Origin of the sequence: Psychrobacillus sp. FSL K6-2365 (genome assembly GCF_038003165.1) — a bacterium.
Lineage (GTDB): Bacteria > Bacillota > Bacilli > Bacillales_A > Planococcaceae > Psychrobacillus > Psychrobacillus psychrodurans.
In genome coordinates, this window is record NZ_JBBOOO010000001.1 from 331,525 (window position 1) to 348,507 (window position 16,983).

Annotated in this window: 17 protein-coding genes and 1 pseudogene; 14 read left to right on the plus strand and 4 right to left on the minus strand. The window is 35.6% G+C overall.

Translation table 11 applies throughout. The annotated features are described in order from the left end of the window. Nucleotides 1-89 precede the first annotated feature (89 nt). From MKY29_RS01680 to MKY29_RS01720, 9 genes are all read left to right on the plus strand, one after another. Nucleotides 90-1,847 (plus strand): T7SS effector LXG polymorphic toxin, encoded by a 1,758-nt coding sequence (locus MKY29_RS01680; RefSeq protein ID WP_340878805.1) that lies wholly within the window; start codon nucleotides 90-92, stop codon nucleotides 1,845-1,847. Between the two features lie 21 nt (nucleotides 1,848-1,868). After that, nucleotides 1,869-2,342 (plus strand): SMI1/KNR4 family protein, encoded by a 474-nt coding sequence (locus MKY29_RS01685; RefSeq protein WP_340878807.1) that lies wholly within the window; start codon nucleotides 1,869-1,871, stop codon nucleotides 2,340-2,342. Between the two features lie 689 nt (nucleotides 2,343-3,031). Next, nucleotides 3,032-3,325 (plus strand): recombinase family protein, encoded by a 294-nt coding sequence (locus MKY29_RS01690; protein WP_340878808.1) that lies wholly within the window; start codon nucleotides 3,032-3,034, stop codon nucleotides 3,323-3,325. A 12-nt stretch (nucleotides 3,326-3,337) separates the two neighbouring features. Then, on the plus strand, nucleotides 3,338-3,550 hold the full coding sequence (locus MKY29_RS01695) for an immunity 22 family protein (RefSeq protein WP_340878809.1): 213 nt from the start codon (nucleotides 3,338-3,340) through the stop codon (nucleotides 3,548-3,550). A gap of 35 nt (nucleotides 3,551-3,585) precedes the next feature. Continuing rightward, nucleotides 3,586-3,711: a hypothetical protein gene (locus MKY29_RS01700; RefSeq protein WP_340880791.1), complete on the plus strand. Its 126-nt coding sequence runs from the start codon at nucleotides 3,586-3,588 to the stop codon at nucleotides 3,709-3,711. A 639-nt stretch (nucleotides 3,712-4,350) separates the two neighbouring features. Next, nucleotides 4,351-5,133, plus strand: a complete 783-nt coding sequence (locus MKY29_RS01705; RefSeq protein ID WP_340878810.1) for a transporter substrate-binding domain-containing protein — start codon at nucleotides 4,351-4,353, stop codon at nucleotides 5,131-5,133. 38 nt (nucleotides 5,134-5,171) lie between these two features. Beyond that, nucleotides 5,172-6,329 (plus strand): saccharopine dehydrogenase family protein, encoded by a 1,158-nt coding sequence (locus MKY29_RS01710; RefSeq protein WP_340878811.1) that lies wholly within the window; start codon nucleotides 5,172-5,174, stop codon nucleotides 6,327-6,329. Nucleotides 6,330-6,367: 38 nt separating this feature from the next. Further along, the gene (locus MKY29_RS01715; RefSeq protein ID WP_093496663.1) at nucleotides 6,368-7,024 is read left to right on the plus strand and encodes an amino acid ABC transporter permease; all 657 of its coding nucleotides are present in this window, start codon (nucleotides 6,368-6,370) and stop codon (nucleotides 7,022-7,024) included. A gap of 43 nt (nucleotides 7,025-7,067) precedes the next feature. Next, nucleotides 7,068-7,817 carry an amino acid ABC transporter ATP-binding protein gene (locus MKY29_RS01720; protein WP_340878812.1) on the plus strand — a complete coding sequence of 250 codons (750 nt, stop codon included), beginning with the start codon at nucleotides 7,068-7,070 and terminating at the stop codon, nucleotides 7,815-7,817. A 79-nt stretch (nucleotides 7,818-7,896) separates the two neighbouring features. Here MKY29_RS01720 and MKY29_RS01725 read toward each other — a convergent pair whose 3' ends face one another. Together MKY29_RS01725 and MKY29_RS01730 are read right to left on the minus strand one after the other, a co-directional pair. Next, a complete protein-coding gene (locus tag MKY29_RS01725; protein WP_340878813.1) occupies nucleotides 7,897-9,132 on the minus strand; it encodes a mechanosensitive ion channel family protein in 1,236 nt (411 codons plus the stop codon). 304 nt (nucleotides 9,133-9,436) lie between these two features. Continuing rightward, nucleotides 9,437-11,428 (minus strand): catalase, encoded by a 1,992-nt coding sequence (locus MKY29_RS01730; RefSeq protein WP_445677889.1) that lies wholly within the window; start codon nucleotides 11,426-11,428, stop codon nucleotides 9,437-9,439. Nucleotides 11,429-11,793: 365 nt separating this feature from the next. Here MKY29_RS01730 and MKY29_RS01735 point away from each other — a divergent pair. The 5 genes and pseudogenes from MKY29_RS01735 to MKY29_RS01755 form a co-directional block, all read left to right on the plus strand. Further along, nucleotides 11,794-11,895 (plus strand): annotated as a pseudogene (locus tag MKY29_RS01735) (methyltransferase domain-containing protein); the annotation flags it as partial. 9 nt (nucleotides 11,896-11,904) lie between these two features. Further along, complete coding sequence (locus MKY29_RS01740; protein WP_340878815.1) at nucleotides 11,905-12,171, plus strand: hypothetical protein; 267 nt, start codon at nucleotides 11,905-11,907, stop codon at nucleotides 12,169-12,171. Between the two features lie 262 nt (nucleotides 12,172-12,433). Then, a complete protein-coding gene (locus tag MKY29_RS01745; RefSeq protein WP_340878817.1) occupies nucleotides 12,434-13,369 on the plus strand; it encodes an alpha/beta hydrolase in 936 nt (311 codons plus the stop codon). Between the two features lie 175 nt (nucleotides 13,370-13,544). Further along, the gene (locus MKY29_RS01750; RefSeq protein WP_340878818.1) at nucleotides 13,545-13,874 is read left to right on the plus strand and encodes a hypothetical protein; all 330 of its coding nucleotides are present in this window, start codon (nucleotides 13,545-13,547) and stop codon (nucleotides 13,872-13,874) included. A gap of 66 nt (nucleotides 13,875-13,940) precedes the next feature. Next, complete coding sequence (locus MKY29_RS01755; protein WP_340878819.1) at nucleotides 13,941-14,321, plus strand: hypothetical protein; 381 nt, start codon at nucleotides 13,941-13,943, stop codon at nucleotides 14,319-14,321. Between the two features lie 23 nt (nucleotides 14,322-14,344). Here the strand turns inward: MKY29_RS01755 and MKY29_RS01760 are convergent, their stop codons facing one another. Both MKY29_RS01760 and MKY29_RS01765 read right to left on the minus strand, forming a co-directional pair. Then, complete coding sequence (locus MKY29_RS01760) at nucleotides 14,345-15,643, minus strand: sensor histidine kinase (protein WP_241597726.1); 1,299 nt, start codon at nucleotides 15,641-15,643, stop codon at nucleotides 14,345-14,347. 46 nt (nucleotides 15,644-15,689) lie between these two features. Next, complete coding sequence (locus tag MKY29_RS01765; RefSeq protein ID WP_340878820.1) at nucleotides 15,690-16,946, minus strand: HAMP domain-containing sensor histidine kinase; 1,257 nt, start codon at nucleotides 16,944-16,946, stop codon at nucleotides 15,690-15,692. Between the last annotated feature and the right edge of the window lie 37 nt (nucleotides 16,947-16,983).

Below are 16,983 nucleotides of genomic sequence, written 5' to 3' on the forward strand. Positions count from 1 at the left end.
ATGTTTCAAGAAAGGAAGATATCATATAATGGTGTAGGCAGGTATTACTTTGATTTTTTCTCTAGACAAGAAGAGTTAAAGGTGTGCCTATGAAAATATTAGACGTAGATTTATTTCAAGATGGACTCAAGCGAAGTATAGCAATGTTGGACAGGCTTGAAAGCGAGGTAGAAACAATTCAGCGTACAGTAGAAGGATTAGTAGGGATGGAAGACGAACTTAAGGGAGAAGGAGGTAATGCCATTCGGGCTTTCTATGCGGAATGTCATCTACCTTTACTCCAATACTTCCTCGTTTCTGCCGCTGGTTATAAGCAAGTGCTTCAACAAATGGAAAACGCTCTATATGCACTCGAACCAGATACGTCTGGTCATATCGTCGAGCAATTTCTTGAAGGTGAGGTAGAGCAGGGGCTTACTACAATTGCACAACTGACTGAAAATCTAACAAATGAGTCAAACAGTATTATGGACCAGGTAAGTGATATCGTGGCCCTTCCACATCTAAATGATAGTGGAGTACAGGAAAGTGTTCTAAATGCGAAAAGAAAGAGGGACGATACAGTAAGTAGGCTACAAGAATTTGATGCAACCCAGACAGCCGCTTTACTACCATTCGAGCAAGACATGCATGCAATGGATACATGGATCCAAAACATGGAAGAAATGTTTAACAGTAATCTTACGGATATCGACTTTCAACAAAATCACTGGGCGAAGTTGACTTCACGTAATAGGTTTCAGTCGGACCTGATAATTCATACAACATCGATTGCTGGAATTTCGAACAAACTATCTAAAGAAAGTCAGTTAAATTTGATGTTCAAAACCTTTATGTCTAGCACGAATCCAATTCGTTTTGGCTACGGTGGACTAATCCATCGTCCAAGTATTCTTTTTGGGCCTGAAACATTAGCTTTTGCTAGATTGTCGTCCGTACAAAGCGACAGGCAGGATAAAGTAAATGACACAAATATAGTAGATGAAGAACTAAAGGTGATTTATGCTGAGTTGGCGAAACACCCTGATTTCGGTAACTACCGTTCAGATACCCTAATCGACCCGCTAACAGGTGAATACCTACATACTTTTGAAGGAATGAGAAAAGTTGTTGGTGGGAATGGATCGGGAACACCAGATGGACTAGCACCAATTGGTATGTTTGCCTTCGACTTCTATACTGAGGACCTCGTTACTATGTTTGGTCCAGATTCTACTGTAAACGAGCGATTAGCCGCAGCTGTATTTACCTTTGGTAAACCAATAAAGATTGCGGATACTGGACTTGATTTGTTGAAAAGTGGAGAAAAGGCAAAGAATACTGGTAAGGGTACGGTTAAAGATAAGGGAGTTAGTGAAACTAATTTAAGAAATATTGATGATTTTATAAATGGTAACAAGAAATTTGATGAAGTCATTGAAGACTATGCAAAAGTATATAAAGAACATGTTGATTTAAACAAACCTTGGTCTTGGGATGATACTATTCCGGGTGGAGATAGCTTGTCTTCTGCTCAAAAAAGAAAGATAAAAGAAATGGCTATAGAAAAAGGACATATTCCTGAAATAAAGGTTACAAAAGCAGATGGTATGAGGTATGGATTTGCCGACTTTGCAAGTGCAGGTGTTGTAGAAGAGACTGTTCAGCTACCAGAGAGATTTTGGAAGTTATCGGATAAAGAACAGTTTAAGTGGTTAGACGAACAAATAGGTGGTACAAGAAAAGGGATAACGTGGCATCATACGGAGGTTCCTGGTAAAATGGAGCTAGTCCCCTTTGGTATTCATAATATTACACCTCATAATGGTGGAAGGACAAAAGGTATGTGGGCCGACGCTCCAAGATAATAATATTGAGGAGGTATAGAAATGGAATTTAAGGATGGTTCAATAATTTATCCCTTGCCGGACGATACTTTGCTTTCTGAAAAGGAAGGTAAGTGGAGAATAAATTTACCAGAGACGTATAAAGAATTTATAAAAAAATATAATGGTAGTACTCCTATAAAGGATAGTTTTAAGTGTAATAGCCATATTTATGCGATTGATAGGTTTTTATGTATTTTAAAAGTAACCGGGGAAAGAGATGATGAGTATTACGATATAGGAGTAGTTAGAACACAACTAGACGAAAGAATTGTTTTTGATGAAAATTTAGTAGGTACTGAACTGCTACCAATAGCTGTTTTATTTGCAGGTGACTTTGTTTGCTTAGACTATCGTAACAATGTTGAAGAGCCTATTGTATGCGTTTGGAATCATGAAGAGTCTTCAGATTTAAATCCTATAACATATATTGTAAGTAATAGCTTTGAAGAATTTCTAAATATGTTAACAGAATAGATACTTGTCGGTAGTATCTAAACCTTGATATAATGCCCTTAAGTTAGTAACACTTATTTAATTTACTTTAAGCACTTGATTGTCTAATAGGCAACAGGTGCTTTTTGTTTTTTGTGAGAAATTTATGCTTGGGTCTACATGAAAAATGCTAATGAAAATTCATAACTCATGATGGTTATACCATCAAGGCATTCTGTTTTAATACTGTGTTTGTGAAAATAATAAGATAAATAGGTGAGACTACATTTTACATTCAAAGAGGACTTATTATACTACAAAACCACAAACTAAAGACAACAATGACAAAGCTCGTAGTGCTAAACGATACAGATACATAAATCTAGTAAAAAGAAAGTGAGGATTTTTGAGTGAGACAAAAAGAAAATGATTTACATGAAAATCGAAAGCTCATGATGGTTGTACCATCAAGGAGTATCGTTTTAATACTTGGATAGTAAGAAAAGTACGATAATATGGCAGGGGTAGTTATGACAGGGAATGGATGAAAAACTAACGAGAATGACAAAGTTCGTGGCGATAAACGTTAGGTTACATAAGAAAGTTCCTAGTTTAGCAATAGGGCAGACAAAAATTGGGTTGTATTTTTACTAGAGACGGTCGTATAATACTCGCTATTCATAAAAAAAGCGTTACGAAAATTACAATTTATGTAACGGGAGGGTGAAAAGTTGAACGTTGTTGGGTATATACGGGTCTCGACTCAAGGGCAGGCAAGTGATGGATATAGCTGGAAATATCAAGAAGAGGAAATTAAAGCATATTGTAAGGAACAAGGCTTAAACTTGATTTCCGTTAATGACTCCCAATTTTCATTAGGCTCAAGTAAAGCACATAATGAATTTTTAGCAATAATAGATACTTCTAGCGACTATGATACATTTGTTAGACGACTTAATAATTGGGCTAATAATAAATTAGAGGGTGGAGTATCGTCTTTACCGCAAGGTCTAAGATTAAAGTAGGAGGATACTATAATGGAAAAACAAGGATGGGATTTAATTTGGTTAGGGAATATTAACGATGAGGACTCAATAGGAGAGTATGTTGATTTAACGTATGATGAGTCTGTCCCTTCCCAATTTTTTATCGATTTTAATATTGATATGGACGATGCAAATGAGGATACTATAGAAAAAGTGTTCTATAAGAATGGTAGTAGTGATATTTCAGCATTATTAGATTATTAGATGGCTGTTCGTATGAAGAAATTGTCATCTCAAAAATCCAGAAAAGTATAAACCTAAAGAAATCATATAATGCAGTAATTTTAATATATAATTTTGAATATAAAAATGAAATTAGTTCAACAGGTGCTTTTGATTTTATTGCTACTACAAATTATGAATAAAATAACTCTTAAAGGTTCTAATTAGTAAGTCTCCAGGCAAAGAGATTGATATACCCCACGTTGTGAAAGGTCACGTTTTTTAGGAATTCCTTTAGTTGATTGAAATTGGCAAGGAATTTCCCTTCCTCTTCTCCTTGTTACTTTACCGATACACAATAAATTTGTATCGGTAAAGGGGTCGAATGTATTGCTAAAGCCGCATAGATTCATATGAAATTAAACATTAAACTATTCATTATATTGACGAAGCAACTTTAACAGAGGGTGAATTTTGGGAAGAAGAACTTGACAGTTTTACTATATAATATAGTACATTATTTCTACATTCCGGTAAATTTATAATTATATTACAATCTGACCCTTTCATTTTTAGGTTTTACAAGAGATATAAATGATTAAAAGTTATCGTTAAGTATTTCCATGCAAATAAAATCCCGTAGGAACAACTAAAACTGTTCCTACGGGATTTTGTTGTTCCTACGGGATTATAATTGTTTATTTAAAACTAGGATGTTGTTTTATTAAGTTATCTGATAATAAAAGACGACCATAAAGAATACATTGTCTGAAAGGGAGTTGGTTTTCCAAAATGAATTTTGGCGATTTCTCGTTATTTTACATGATAAAGGGGGACAAGCGTTGAAGAAGAATATTGTTTTGACCATTATTACATTACTTGTCATGAGTATTGTTACAGGTTGCGGGTTTGGGGGAGGAAAAGTACTTGATCGTATGGAAAAGACTGAAGTCCTGAATGTTGCTTTTGAGGGAACGTATCCACCATTTAACTATTTAGATGACAATGGTGAATTAACAGGTTTTGATGTAGATATTTCAAATGAAATTGCGAAAAGATTAGGTGTGAAAGCCTACTTTATAACATCCAAATGGGAAGGCTTAATAGGTGGTTTAAAGGCAGATAAATTCGATATTATCATTGGGCAGATGACTGTAACAGAGGAAAGGAAAAAAAGTGTAGATTTCACGGATCCATACGTTATTACAGGCTCGGTGTTAATCACCCGTGAGGAAACAAACGATATTAGTAAACTCGAAGATATTAAAGGTAAAAAAGTTGGTGTTGGTGGTGGAACTACCTTTGAAGAAATCGCGAACAGTGTGGAAGGTGCAGACGTTAAATTATATAAAGCTTTTAGTGATTATTTAGAAGATCTTAAAAATGAAAGATTAGATGTCATTATTAATGACCAACTGTTAGTAAGTTATAACATTAAAGAAAATAATCTGCCGATAAAAGTTGCGAGCGACATTCTCAAGGTGGATGAAGTTGGAATGGCAGTTAACAAAGGTAACGCAGATTTTGTTGAGAAGGTAAATGAGGCATTAAGTGAGATGAAAGAGGATGGAACTTATAACGAAATATATAAAAAATGGTTTGGATCAGATCCTGTTGAACAATAAATAACAAAAGTGTAAACATAATAAGGAGGAAATAACCTTTGCATATTATAGTTTTAGGTACAGGGATGATTGGAACAACGGTCGTAAGTGAACTTGCAAAATTCACGGAAATTGACTTAATCACAGCGGTAGACGTGCGACAAGAGAGTATTGATAGATGTTTAGAAAACTCCAATAGTCCTAAAGTTATTGGGAAAGTTGCTTCATTAGAAACAAAAGATGATATAGCTGAAGTGTTGAAGGATGGCGATGTGGCGGTTGCTTGTCTTCCCCACTCTTTGAGCCTAGTTACTATAAAAGCAGCGATAGAAACCAAATGTCATTTAGTAGATTTGGTAGGATCTATGTTCAAAGAAAAAATAGAATTACATGAAACAGCCAGGGATGCAGGTGTAATTATCGTTCCAGGCTGTGGAGTAGCTCCTGGAATAACGAACTTCTTAGCGGCTCAAGGAATTGAGATGCTAGATGAAGCAGAAGAAGCGACTATGATTTGTGGTGGAATTCCAAGACATCCAGTTCCCCCTTTGTGGTATCAAGTCGTTTTTCGACTAGAAAGTGTGCTAGGTCTTTATACAAAACCCGCTATCGCGGTTGAAAATGGACAACTTGTAGAACTATCTCCTTTATCAGGATTAGAAAAGATGACATTCCCTCAGCCAGTTGGTAACTGTGAAGCTGTTATTACGGATGCGCATAGCACTGCTTATATTCTAAAAGATAAAGTGAAAAACCTATACGAAAAAACGGTTAGGTATCCGGGCCATTGGGACAAAATGAATGTTTTAGGAGAACTAGGATTTCTCGATAATAATCCTATTACGGTAGCTGGAATTACAATAACACCACGAGCATTTGCAGAGCGAGTTCTAGCACCTAAAATGCTTGGTGCTTCTCATGAAGATGTAACGGTGTTAAGAGTGGAAGTAAGTGGAATAAGGGATGGCATACTAACCAAATTTACATGGGAAATGGTTGACTTATACGATTATGAACGAAACATCACATCCATGGCTAAAACTACGGCAATTCCTGCAGCTATAATGGCAAAATGGATTGCTAGTAAAAAAATTATAGAGACAGGTGTTGTACCGGTAGAGAGCTTAATCATTAGAGAAAACTTCCATCCATTTATGGAGGAACTAAACAATCTAGGAATTCAAATAGACTTTAAAGAAGATATTTACTCTAAGTGATTATCAACCTTGTAATTCGTCGGAAAGGAGGTTGATGTATGGATGTTACGATAATTATTGATTCATTGCCATCTTTACTTCAGGCAACTTTGATGACCGTTTTATTGGCTGCGGTATCCATTATAATAGCACTCGTTATTGGATTTTTCGCTGCGATCGTAAGAATAGTAAAAGTAAGAATATTAAACGGAATTGCAACGGCCTATGTTTCAATTATTCGTGGAACTCCTCTTCTTGTTCAGATTTTTGTTATTTACTATGGGTTACCGCAAATTGGTATTTCTTTAGACCCGATATCTTCTGGAGTAGTGGCATTGAGTTTAAATGCTGGTGCTTATTTATCAGAATCCTTTAGGGCATCAATACTTGCTGTGGACAATGGTCAAATGGAAGCATCACTATCAATGGGAATGACTTACTCGCAAGCATTGAGGAGAATTATTCTTCCGCAGAGTCTTCGAATAGCTATTCCTACCTTATCAAACACATTTATTGTGCTTATCAAAGATACCTCACTGGTCTCTGTTATAACGGTAACTGAACTACTGCAAATGTCGAGTTTGATCATTGCCAAAACATTTGAACCCCTAACAATCTATTTACTAGCTGCGGCTATTTACTGGATATTAATAACTTTCTTCACAACCATTTTAGATAAATTAGAAATTCGTACATCAAAATATTTGGTTCGATAAGTACAGCATCGACACCCTTAAATACGAATGATAGGAGATGTCCATGAGTATCATTCAAATTAATAATTTGAAAAAAAGCTTTGGAACGAATGAGGTATTACAAGGTATAGATTTAACAATAGCTAAAAGTGAAGTGGTTGTAATTATGGGACCAAGCGGCTCAGGGAAATCTACCTTACTGCGATGTTTAAATTTCTTAGAAGAGCCAACGGAGGGTATTATTCGTATTGGGGAATTCCAAATAGATGCAGGTGGAAAAGCAAATCGCCAACGAAAAAAAGAAATTAGAGAACTAAGGAAGAAAACCGGGTTCGTATTTCAATCGTTCAATCTATTTCCACATAAAACTGCCATCGAAAATGTTATGGAAGGACCAATAATTATTCATGGAACCAAATTAGAAGAAGCTAGAATATTAGCGAAGGCTCTTCTGACAAAAGTTGGTCTTGGAGATAGATGTGATTACTACCCAGCTCAGTTGTCAGGCGGACAACAGCAAAGAGTCGCAATTGCTCGGTCGTTAGCATTAAATCCGATGGTTATGCTTTATGATGAGCCTACATCTGCACTAGACCCAGAGCTTGTGAAAGAAGTTCTACAGGTTATTAAAGATTTAGCGCGAGAAGGAATGACGATGATCATTGTGACACATGAAATGAGCTTTGCTAAAGATGTCGCGGATCGAGTCATTTTTATGGATAATGGAGTAATAGTTGAACAAGGAACATCAGAAGAAATTTTCCTTAAACCAAAAGAAGAAAGAACAAAACAGTTCTTGTCGATAGTTGAGTAAAAATAATGAAGTCAGCAAAAAACAGGTGTAGAAAAGATACGTTTTTCTACACCTGTTTCAATTTACGTGTTTATTTAACTCATATTTCAGTAATTTTTTTAAAATCATTTCCGGTTGGATTCTGGAAAAGGTGAATTCCAAACTCCGGTGCTACGGCGAGAAGATGGTCAAAGATATCTGCTTGAACCGTTTCGTACACTGCCCATTGTATATCGTTGGTAAATGCATATATCTCTAATGGTAAACCGTTCTCGGTTGGGGCTAATTGCCTAACCATTAAAGTCATTTCCTGATTGATTCCAGGATGATGACTAAGATAGTTGCTAATATATGCTCTAAACACACCAATATTTGTAAGAGCCCTTCCATTCACTCGATTACTCTGATTAATTTTATTTCTTGTATTGTATTCTGTAATTTCACTTTCCCTATGAGTTACATAATCCGAAAGGTAGTGGATATTTTTAAAGTTATCAATCATCTCTTCAGTACAAAATGAAATACTGTTCTTATCGATAAATAATGAACGTTTGATCCGTCGTCCTCCAGAGTTTTGCATCCCACGCCAATTTATAAAAGAATCGGATATTAGAGCATAACTTGGAATCATTGTAATAGTTTTATCAAAGTTTTGCACCTTGACTGTATTTAGGGAAATATCAATAATGTCTCCGTCTGCACCATACTTTGGCATTTCAATCCAGTCCCCAACTTGAACCATATCATTGGTCGACAACTGAATCCCCGCAACAAGACCTAATAAAGAATCTTTAAAAACCAACATGAACACTGCAGAGAGTGCCCCAATTCCACTTAGAAGAAGAAGCGGGCTTTTCCCTATAAGGTTCGCGATCACCAGAATGATCCCAAGCGTTATGATTACAATTTTAACCACTTGAATATACCCTTTAATAGGCTTGGTTCTAGATACTTCATAGGTTTGATAAATATCATTCATAGCATTTAAAGCACTACTAATAATGACTAACCCCATAATTATTAAATATGCTATTGCAACCTTTTGGATTAAATATTTAAGGGGTTCTGGAAAGGCGGAAGCAAAGAAGTAAATAATAATCGCTGGAACGATATGCGATAGCTTATGAAAAACCTTCCTTTCCAAAAGCATATCATCCCATCGGAATTTAGTGTTTTTCACGATTTTAGAGATTATCCTGATTACTACCTTTTTCGTAATAAAATTAGCAATAATACAGATAAGAACTATTAAAAGAAACATAATAATAATGGAAAGGTACCCTGCTAAGGTGGAATCCATGTCTAGTTTTAAAAGTTGGTTATGAATGTAATCCATATATTTCACCTCATTGTATATATTATATCGGTATCCTAATGCGCAGCTCATATTTGTAACAAGTGAAATGAGATAATTATTATTGTATCAGAAAAAACTAATCTTCGTCCCTGTGTAGGAAACATTCGTGATATTTCCAATAAACATGAATGTTTAAACTTTCATGTTTGTTTCTTACACAGGGTGCTATTAAAATCTGAAAAACCCTGCAGAAATCTCTCTACAAGGCTTTCACTCATTTAGTTATTCTATTCAACAGTGTACAATTGTCTAAATTACTTAGAACATGGTACCAAAGATCAGTTTAGTAGATATCTCTATTCCAGAATCGTTGCTGAGCGATTATATTTACAAATGCTTTCCCGAATTCGGGATTGCTTGAAGCAAATTCAATTCCAGGTCCTGCTTTTGCATTAGAAGCATTGAAAAAAGGAACTCCAGAAGTCGCTATACCTATCGGTTTATAATGTTTATATGCTTCATCTATAAAATAGGCGATATCAGAGTATAACTTTGCTTGGTTGTTAGCTTTTCCCCCGACCACATACAAGGAATCAAACAGTACAGGAGCGGTTGTAAGAAATGTTTCATTTACCCTTACTTTTTGTCCTTCAGAGCTTCTAATAACCCCGAATTTTTCGCTTACAATTGTATAATCTACCCCATAACGTCTTAGTGTTTTTATGGTCATTTCCACTTCTGGAAGATTAAATCCGTTGCCAATGAGTACAGCGACCTTCAAAGTTTGGGGCACTTTTATAGTGTTTGCCTGACTTAGTGCGGGAGAGGAAGCAGTGACTTGGGATTGCTCCCCGGTCGGTCTATTTACTCCTAAGTTATCCGCGATAGTGTTTGCCATTGCTTGATCTACTTGAACGAACATATCTACCACCTGTTGTCTTACATCGCGGCTGTTAACTTTTCCAACTTCAAAAGAAAATGCATCAATGATATGCTGTTTTTCTGGAGGTGACATACTGTTCCAGAAAAGTCTCGCTTGCGAAAAGTGATCCTTGAATGATTCACTTCTTGCTTGAATGACGCGTCCTTCTACTTTTTCAGCGTAATGTACAAAACCACCTTCTTCGGCAGAACTTGTGGAAGGTGTATTATTCGCGAGTGAATTTTTGTGGTAACTTACTTGCCCAACATTTATCGTCTGGCGACTAAAACCATTTCGCTGATTATTATGGAACGGGCAAACAGGACGGTTGATTGGAATTTCCGTAAAATTCGGGCCACCAAGACGGAGTAACTGTGTATCTATATAAGAAAACAGCCGCCCCTGTAAAAGTGGGTCATTCGTAAAGTCTATACCTGGTACAAGATTTCCTGGGTGAAATGCTACTTGTTCTGTTTCTGCAAAAACATTGTCCACATTTCGATTTAGCGTCATCTTCCCAATTATTTTTACAGGTACAACCTCTTCAGGCCAAATTTTGGTTGCATCAAGAATATCGAAAGTGAACTTGAATTCATCTGCTTGGTCTATTAGTTGCACACCAAGTTCATACTCGGCAAAATTGCCATTTTCTATTGATTCCCATAGATCGCGTCGCTGAAAGTCAGGATCTTTCCCAGATATTTTCTGTGCTTCGTCCCATACGAGCGAATGTACACCGAAAACAGGTTTCCAATGGAACTTCACAAATCTGGATACTCCCGCTTCATTGACAAATCGAAATGTGTTTACCCCAAAGCCTTCCATTACTCGGTAATTCTTCGGTAATGTGCGATCAGACATATGCCACATAATCATATGGGCTGATTCCTGATTATTTGCGATAAAATCCCAGAATGTATCATGAGCAGAAGCCGCTTGTGGCATTTCATTATGAGGTTCTGGTTTAACGGCATGTATCAAATCTGGAAACTTCATCGCGTCTTGAATAAAAAATACGGGAATATTGTTTCCAACTAAATCATAATTCCCTTCTTCCGTATAAAATTTGACTGCAAATCCACGAACGTCACGAACTGTATCAGAGGATCCCAAGCTCCCTACTACATTTGAAAACCGTGTAAATACAGGGGTTTTTGTTCCGGCTGTTTGTAAAAATCCTGCTTTAGTGAATTCCGCCATCGATTCATACAATTCGAATTCTCCATGAGCAGCGTATCCTCTAGCATGCACTACTCGCTCAGGTATTCGCTCATGGTCGAAATGGGTAATTTTCTCACGAAGGTGAAAGTCCTCCATGAGTGTCGGACCGCGTATACCAGCCTTCAATGATTCCTCATCGTTGGATACTCTAAGGCCTTGATTGGTTGTGAGCTTTTTCCCATCATTGTTCATCCGAAATTCTTCTAACTGTCGTTCCTTTTTGTTTTGATCTGACGATGACCTATCCACGTAATCCTCCTTCCATCTAACAAACTACGCCGCGTCTGGGCTTTATGTATACTATATGTATTTCCTTTGTAGCTTAGAATCCGGACCCTGTGTAAGGAACATTCACGTTAATTCAAACAACCGTGAATGTTTAAAATTTCATGTTTGTTTCTTACACAGGGACACATTCAGTGCTGACGTTACAGCCACTGATATTAGCCCTAGAATGGTTGAAGCAACTAAAAGAAGGGGCGGAGAAAAAGCAAAGATATTATGTGTGGACTTAGAAGAAACAGCTGCCCTTTGAAGATGAAACGTTTGATGTAATTATAAGCTCCTTAGTTCTTCACTACATAAAGGATTGGAGCAAGCCTTTTAGCGAGTTTCAAAGAATACTAAAACCTAATGGGAGCTTGCTTTTTTCTATACACCACCCATTTATGGATATAAAAATGTCAGTGAATGGAAACTATTTTTCAAATGAACTTATTGTCGATCAGTGGAAAAGAGAAGGGAAACTCATTGAGGTTCCGTACTATCGTCGACCACTCCATGAGATAGTTAATGAAACTATAACGTATTTTTCGCTGGAAAAGTTAATCGAACCGCAACCTACAAAAGCATTTAAAGAGGAAGAACCAGAAAAGTATGAAAAGCTTATGAAAAATGCTCACTTTATGATTGTAAGAGCGCGGAAAGAAAAGTAATTTAGAAGAAAAGTATTATTAGAGAAAAATAAAAAACTATTGTTCTTAATCACATATACAATTGCATAAAGAAGATAAGCGTGGAGAAATTTCCTCGTTTTTTTATGGTCAAAATAATGGGGGAGGAAACTAAAAAAAATATTTATCGTAATATAAAGACAGAACGATTTTGCCTTTCAATCTAGTACAAATTTATATATGAAAGCAGTGAAGAATAGTGAAAACCAATAAAAGATTTAGATTTAGGATTATTATTAGAAACGTGGTTTTAGCATTAGCTGCTTTATTCCTTATATGGATTACAATCCATCAAGTTATGGCTGCATATGAACAAAAGAAATACCCCGAATTAGGAGAGTTAGTAGAAGTAGATGGAAAGAATATACATGTATATACGAAGGGTGAAGGCCAAGATACAATTGTCTTGTTAAGTGGTTTAGGAACGACCGCACCTGTGTTGGACTTTGAGCCTTTGATTGATGAGATGTCAAAAAGTAATAAAGTAGTTGTTGTAGAGCCTTTCGGTTATGGATGGAGCGACCTTACTGATAAGAATCGTACAGTGGAGAGTATAGTAGGAGAACTAAGAACAGCTTTAATAAAATTGAATATCGAGGGTCCATATATATTAATGCCTCATTCTATTTCTGGGATATATAGTCTGTATTACGCAAATAAATACCCAGAGGAAATTAAAGCTATTATAGGAATCGATCCGACGTTACCTAATGCCTTGGAGTACTTTGATGAATCTGTTCCAACAATGCCCAAATATATGAGTTACATCGCCCCAACTGGAATTGCTAGATTGGCATTATATTTAAGTCCCGAAGACTTCCTTCCCATAGCAAACGAGGGAACTTATTCGGAAAAAAATATAAAAATGACCAAAATCCTTTCCGCACAGAGAGGGTATAACAAAAATATAGTAAGTGAAGCAAATGAAATAAAAAATAACATTGATGAAACACGTAATATGTCATTTCCTTCAGATTTGCCTGTTATGATCTTTACGACGAACGATGGGAAGGTAAATGAGGAAGGTAAATCAAATATAACTTTTTATCAATCGGAATTACGTAATACTTCTCTACATAAACTTGTTCCTTTAGAAGGACATCATTATCTACACTGGACTCAATACAAGGAAATGAGTAAATATGTTAATGATTTTACCAAAGCATTTGCAAATGATTGAATAAGCGTGGTACCTACCGCTAAAGTTGTTACTATAGCTAATTATTAGTGAAAACTTCAGTTATTAATTATTATGTAATACTAAAGTCGAGGAGTTTTCTCTATACGTTTTACTGATGATATAATATGCTACCATTAGTAAAAAGTATCAGCTATTCTAGCATGGAGGACTAATAATGATTGAAGTAATAACAGTAGTAAATATGTTAGTGGAAGTAAAAAATACGAAAGATTATGTAAAAAAAGTTGAAAAGGTTTTGCGATCCAAGACTCGGTCGATTCAACATATAGAGACGATTAGTATGTCTGAACCAAACGAAAAACTAATCGTAAGTGCTTTAGTTAAATATAGAGTGCTCATAGAAGAAAGAATGGATAACAAGTTTTTAGATGATTATGTGGGTCTCGTTCTCCCAATGTTCTATAATCGTTTTAAAGCGATGCCGGTAAGCAATCAAATTTATAGAATTTCGAGAATCAAAAAAGAAAATCGTGCTCGACGTTAATATTTGTTTGGCACATTGGGAACTTAAACAGTTCTGAACACTATAACCCCTATATAGAGGTGTTTTATGAAGAAATGGCTATTTGCAATCGGGTTGATCATTTTACTTTTGGGAGCAATCGTATTCTACAACAAACTCTACTACCCTACACTTCCTATGGAAAGTATTAACAAGAAGGAAGTAATAGAAAAGCTAAATGATTCTAATGAACAAATTGTTAAATTATCAGACGAAAATGGTTATGAATGGTATATCATAAGTGAACGAAATACAAATGTGGCAGATGAAATTACTAAGAAAATGGTCATTCAGCATGGTTGGATTTTCAAACGAAAAGATGGTAGTGGGCTTTTCTTTGATAAACAAGGAAAAATTTTGATAGTTACGACTCAGAAGTGGACGACTGATTATACGCTAGTTAAAATACCATCACATTTTAACTATTAAAATAGACTTGTAATGAGCACTTATCAACTCATAACCAGTTCTTTCTCAGTTTCCTTGGTTTCTGGTTCTAGAAAAATAGGTGATAAGGAAGGAAATGTAAATTTAAATGTCGTTCCTTCTCCAATTTTACTTTCTACATGAATCGTACCATTCATAGCACGTACGATACTATACACTACCGTAATGCCGAGACCTGTCCCCTTACTTCCTTTTGTTGAGTAATAAGGCTCACCTAAACGGGTCACCTGTTCAAGTGTCATACCTGAGCCAGTATCTTTAATGAGAATACTTACAGTTGTTTGTGTGCTCTCCGTTTCTACCGTTAAAATTCCTCCTTTTGGCATTGCTTCTATTGCATTTTTCATGATATTTACTAAGCATTGATGAAATTTTTGTTTGTCTCCTTCAATCTCCTCTCCTGGTGAAAACATAGAAACTATTTTGACCGAATTTCGCTTTGCCAATGGTTGTAGCAATTGAACTACTTGTTCTAGTTCTTCCTGAAGAAGTAGGGGTTCCATCGATTTAATTTCAGGATTAGAGAAATTCAAATACTCTTGAATGACTCTTTCAGCAGATTTTAGCTCGTTTTTAATAATGGAAAGGTATTGAGTATAGTTTTCTTTTGAAATAGAATCATTTTGCAAAAGTTGAACAAAACCAATTGCTGCTGTCAAGGGGTTACGAATTTCATGACTAATAGCTGCACCCATTCGTTCAACAGCCTCTAGCCGTTTGGATTTCATAGTCCGTTGGCGCAATTGAATAGTCATAATAATTTCTTCAATAATATAAGAAATGATTCCGACTCCAATGGGTTGAATGACTAAATAAGCAAACCAAACCTCGGTACTACTATGAGGTAAGTGCCAAATTCCCATTGTAAAAGTTTGGGCAAAACTGAACAGAAATGTTACGCCTACGGAAAAAAGAACTCGCTGCTTGGGAGATTGTTTTAAAAACCATGAAGAGATTCGCCAAAAAAGAATAGCAAGCCCTCCATAATAAAGTACCGTCATCCAAAACCCATAATCAATTCCAAAAAAACCTCTTACGAGCATAATGAATGCAGCTAAAAAAGGACCAAAACCCATATACAAACTGCCGACAATGAACGGAATTTTTCTTAAATCAAAAACGACATTACTGCCTTCTATACGATAAGTAAAAATAAAACAAAGCATTAAACTAATTATTAAAAGGCTGATGAAAATAGCTTGGTGAGACCAAAATCTTTTTGATTTTTCTGCCCATAAAACTCCCAAAAAAAGTATTACAATTAATAAGGATAAGTTGAAAAAGAAATATACTGTTAATTCCAAGATATTATTCCTCCAAGACTATTTTATGTAAAAAGATTCATCTTCTCTATACCTTAGTTTTATGGAGCTTAAAATGAAATAGGGAGATGGTGCCTTTGCCAATCTCACTTTGAACTTCAATTGTTCCTTTCATAGCACGTAATATACTGTAAGCAACCATCATGCTAAGACCAGTTCCCTTAGGTCCCTTCGGAGAATAGTGTGGTTCTCCTAGATGGTTAATTTGATCCTTGCTCAATCCTGTTCCAGTATCTTGTATAGAAATAGTTATCTTATTCTGGGTAGCAATTGTCTTGATCAATAATGCACCGCCATAAGGCATGGATTCGATTGAATTCCTTATAATATTAATGAAGCATTGGTGGAATTTCGATCTGTCCCCTTGGATTGTTCCATAGGTAGAAAAATCAGTAGAAACCTTTACTGAATGATAATTAGCCAGAGGATGTAGTAATTTTAAAATATGCGTAAGTTCATTCTGAATATCTAGTTCTTCTATTGATTCAATAATTGGTTTAGAAAAGGTTAAGTAATCTTGTATGATACCTTCTGCAGAATCTAATTCATCTTTTATAATGGAGATATATTTGGTTCTTTTATTATTATCAAGAGAAACTTGGTCGAGGAGCTCAATAAATCCAATTGCTGTAGTTAACGGATTTCTAATTTCATGAGATATTGCAGCCCCCATTTGTTCGACTGCAGCCAACTTTTCTTCGATTACTAACTGTTGTTGCAACTGTTGATTCTTTTCTCTTATTTCAATGGTGGAAGAAATAATGGCAACCCCAAGTGGAGGGACTATCACATAGGCGATGAATATATCTATAAATTGGTCAGGAGATACTTTGTTTAATGCTATAGTGAATAAGATACCAACACTTATCAGTAAAGTAATACCAGTGGAAAAAAGTATTCGTATATTAGAAGTGAGTTTTAAAAACCAAGGAGAAATATACCATATAAAAAAACTAAACACGGTATAAAATGCAACTGCTATAAAGAATCCAACGTCTATTCCATGGAATGCCCGAAATAGAATAACCAAAAATCCTAGTATAGGACTGAACCTCAAATATAAGCCACCCAATAAAAAAGGAATTATCCTCAGATCCAGAACATACTCACTTTGTATGGGATAAGAAAATACAGTACAAATTACTAACGAAAAAACAAAATAAAATAATCCCGCTCGTTTATGTAAATGGATACTACCGACTCTCTTATCTAATAGAAAAAAAACAAAAAATAAAATCATTAGTAACGAAAGATTAAATAGAAAATGCATTGTTATAATTCCCAATATATATCTCTCCTAATAATTTTATAAATTAATATTA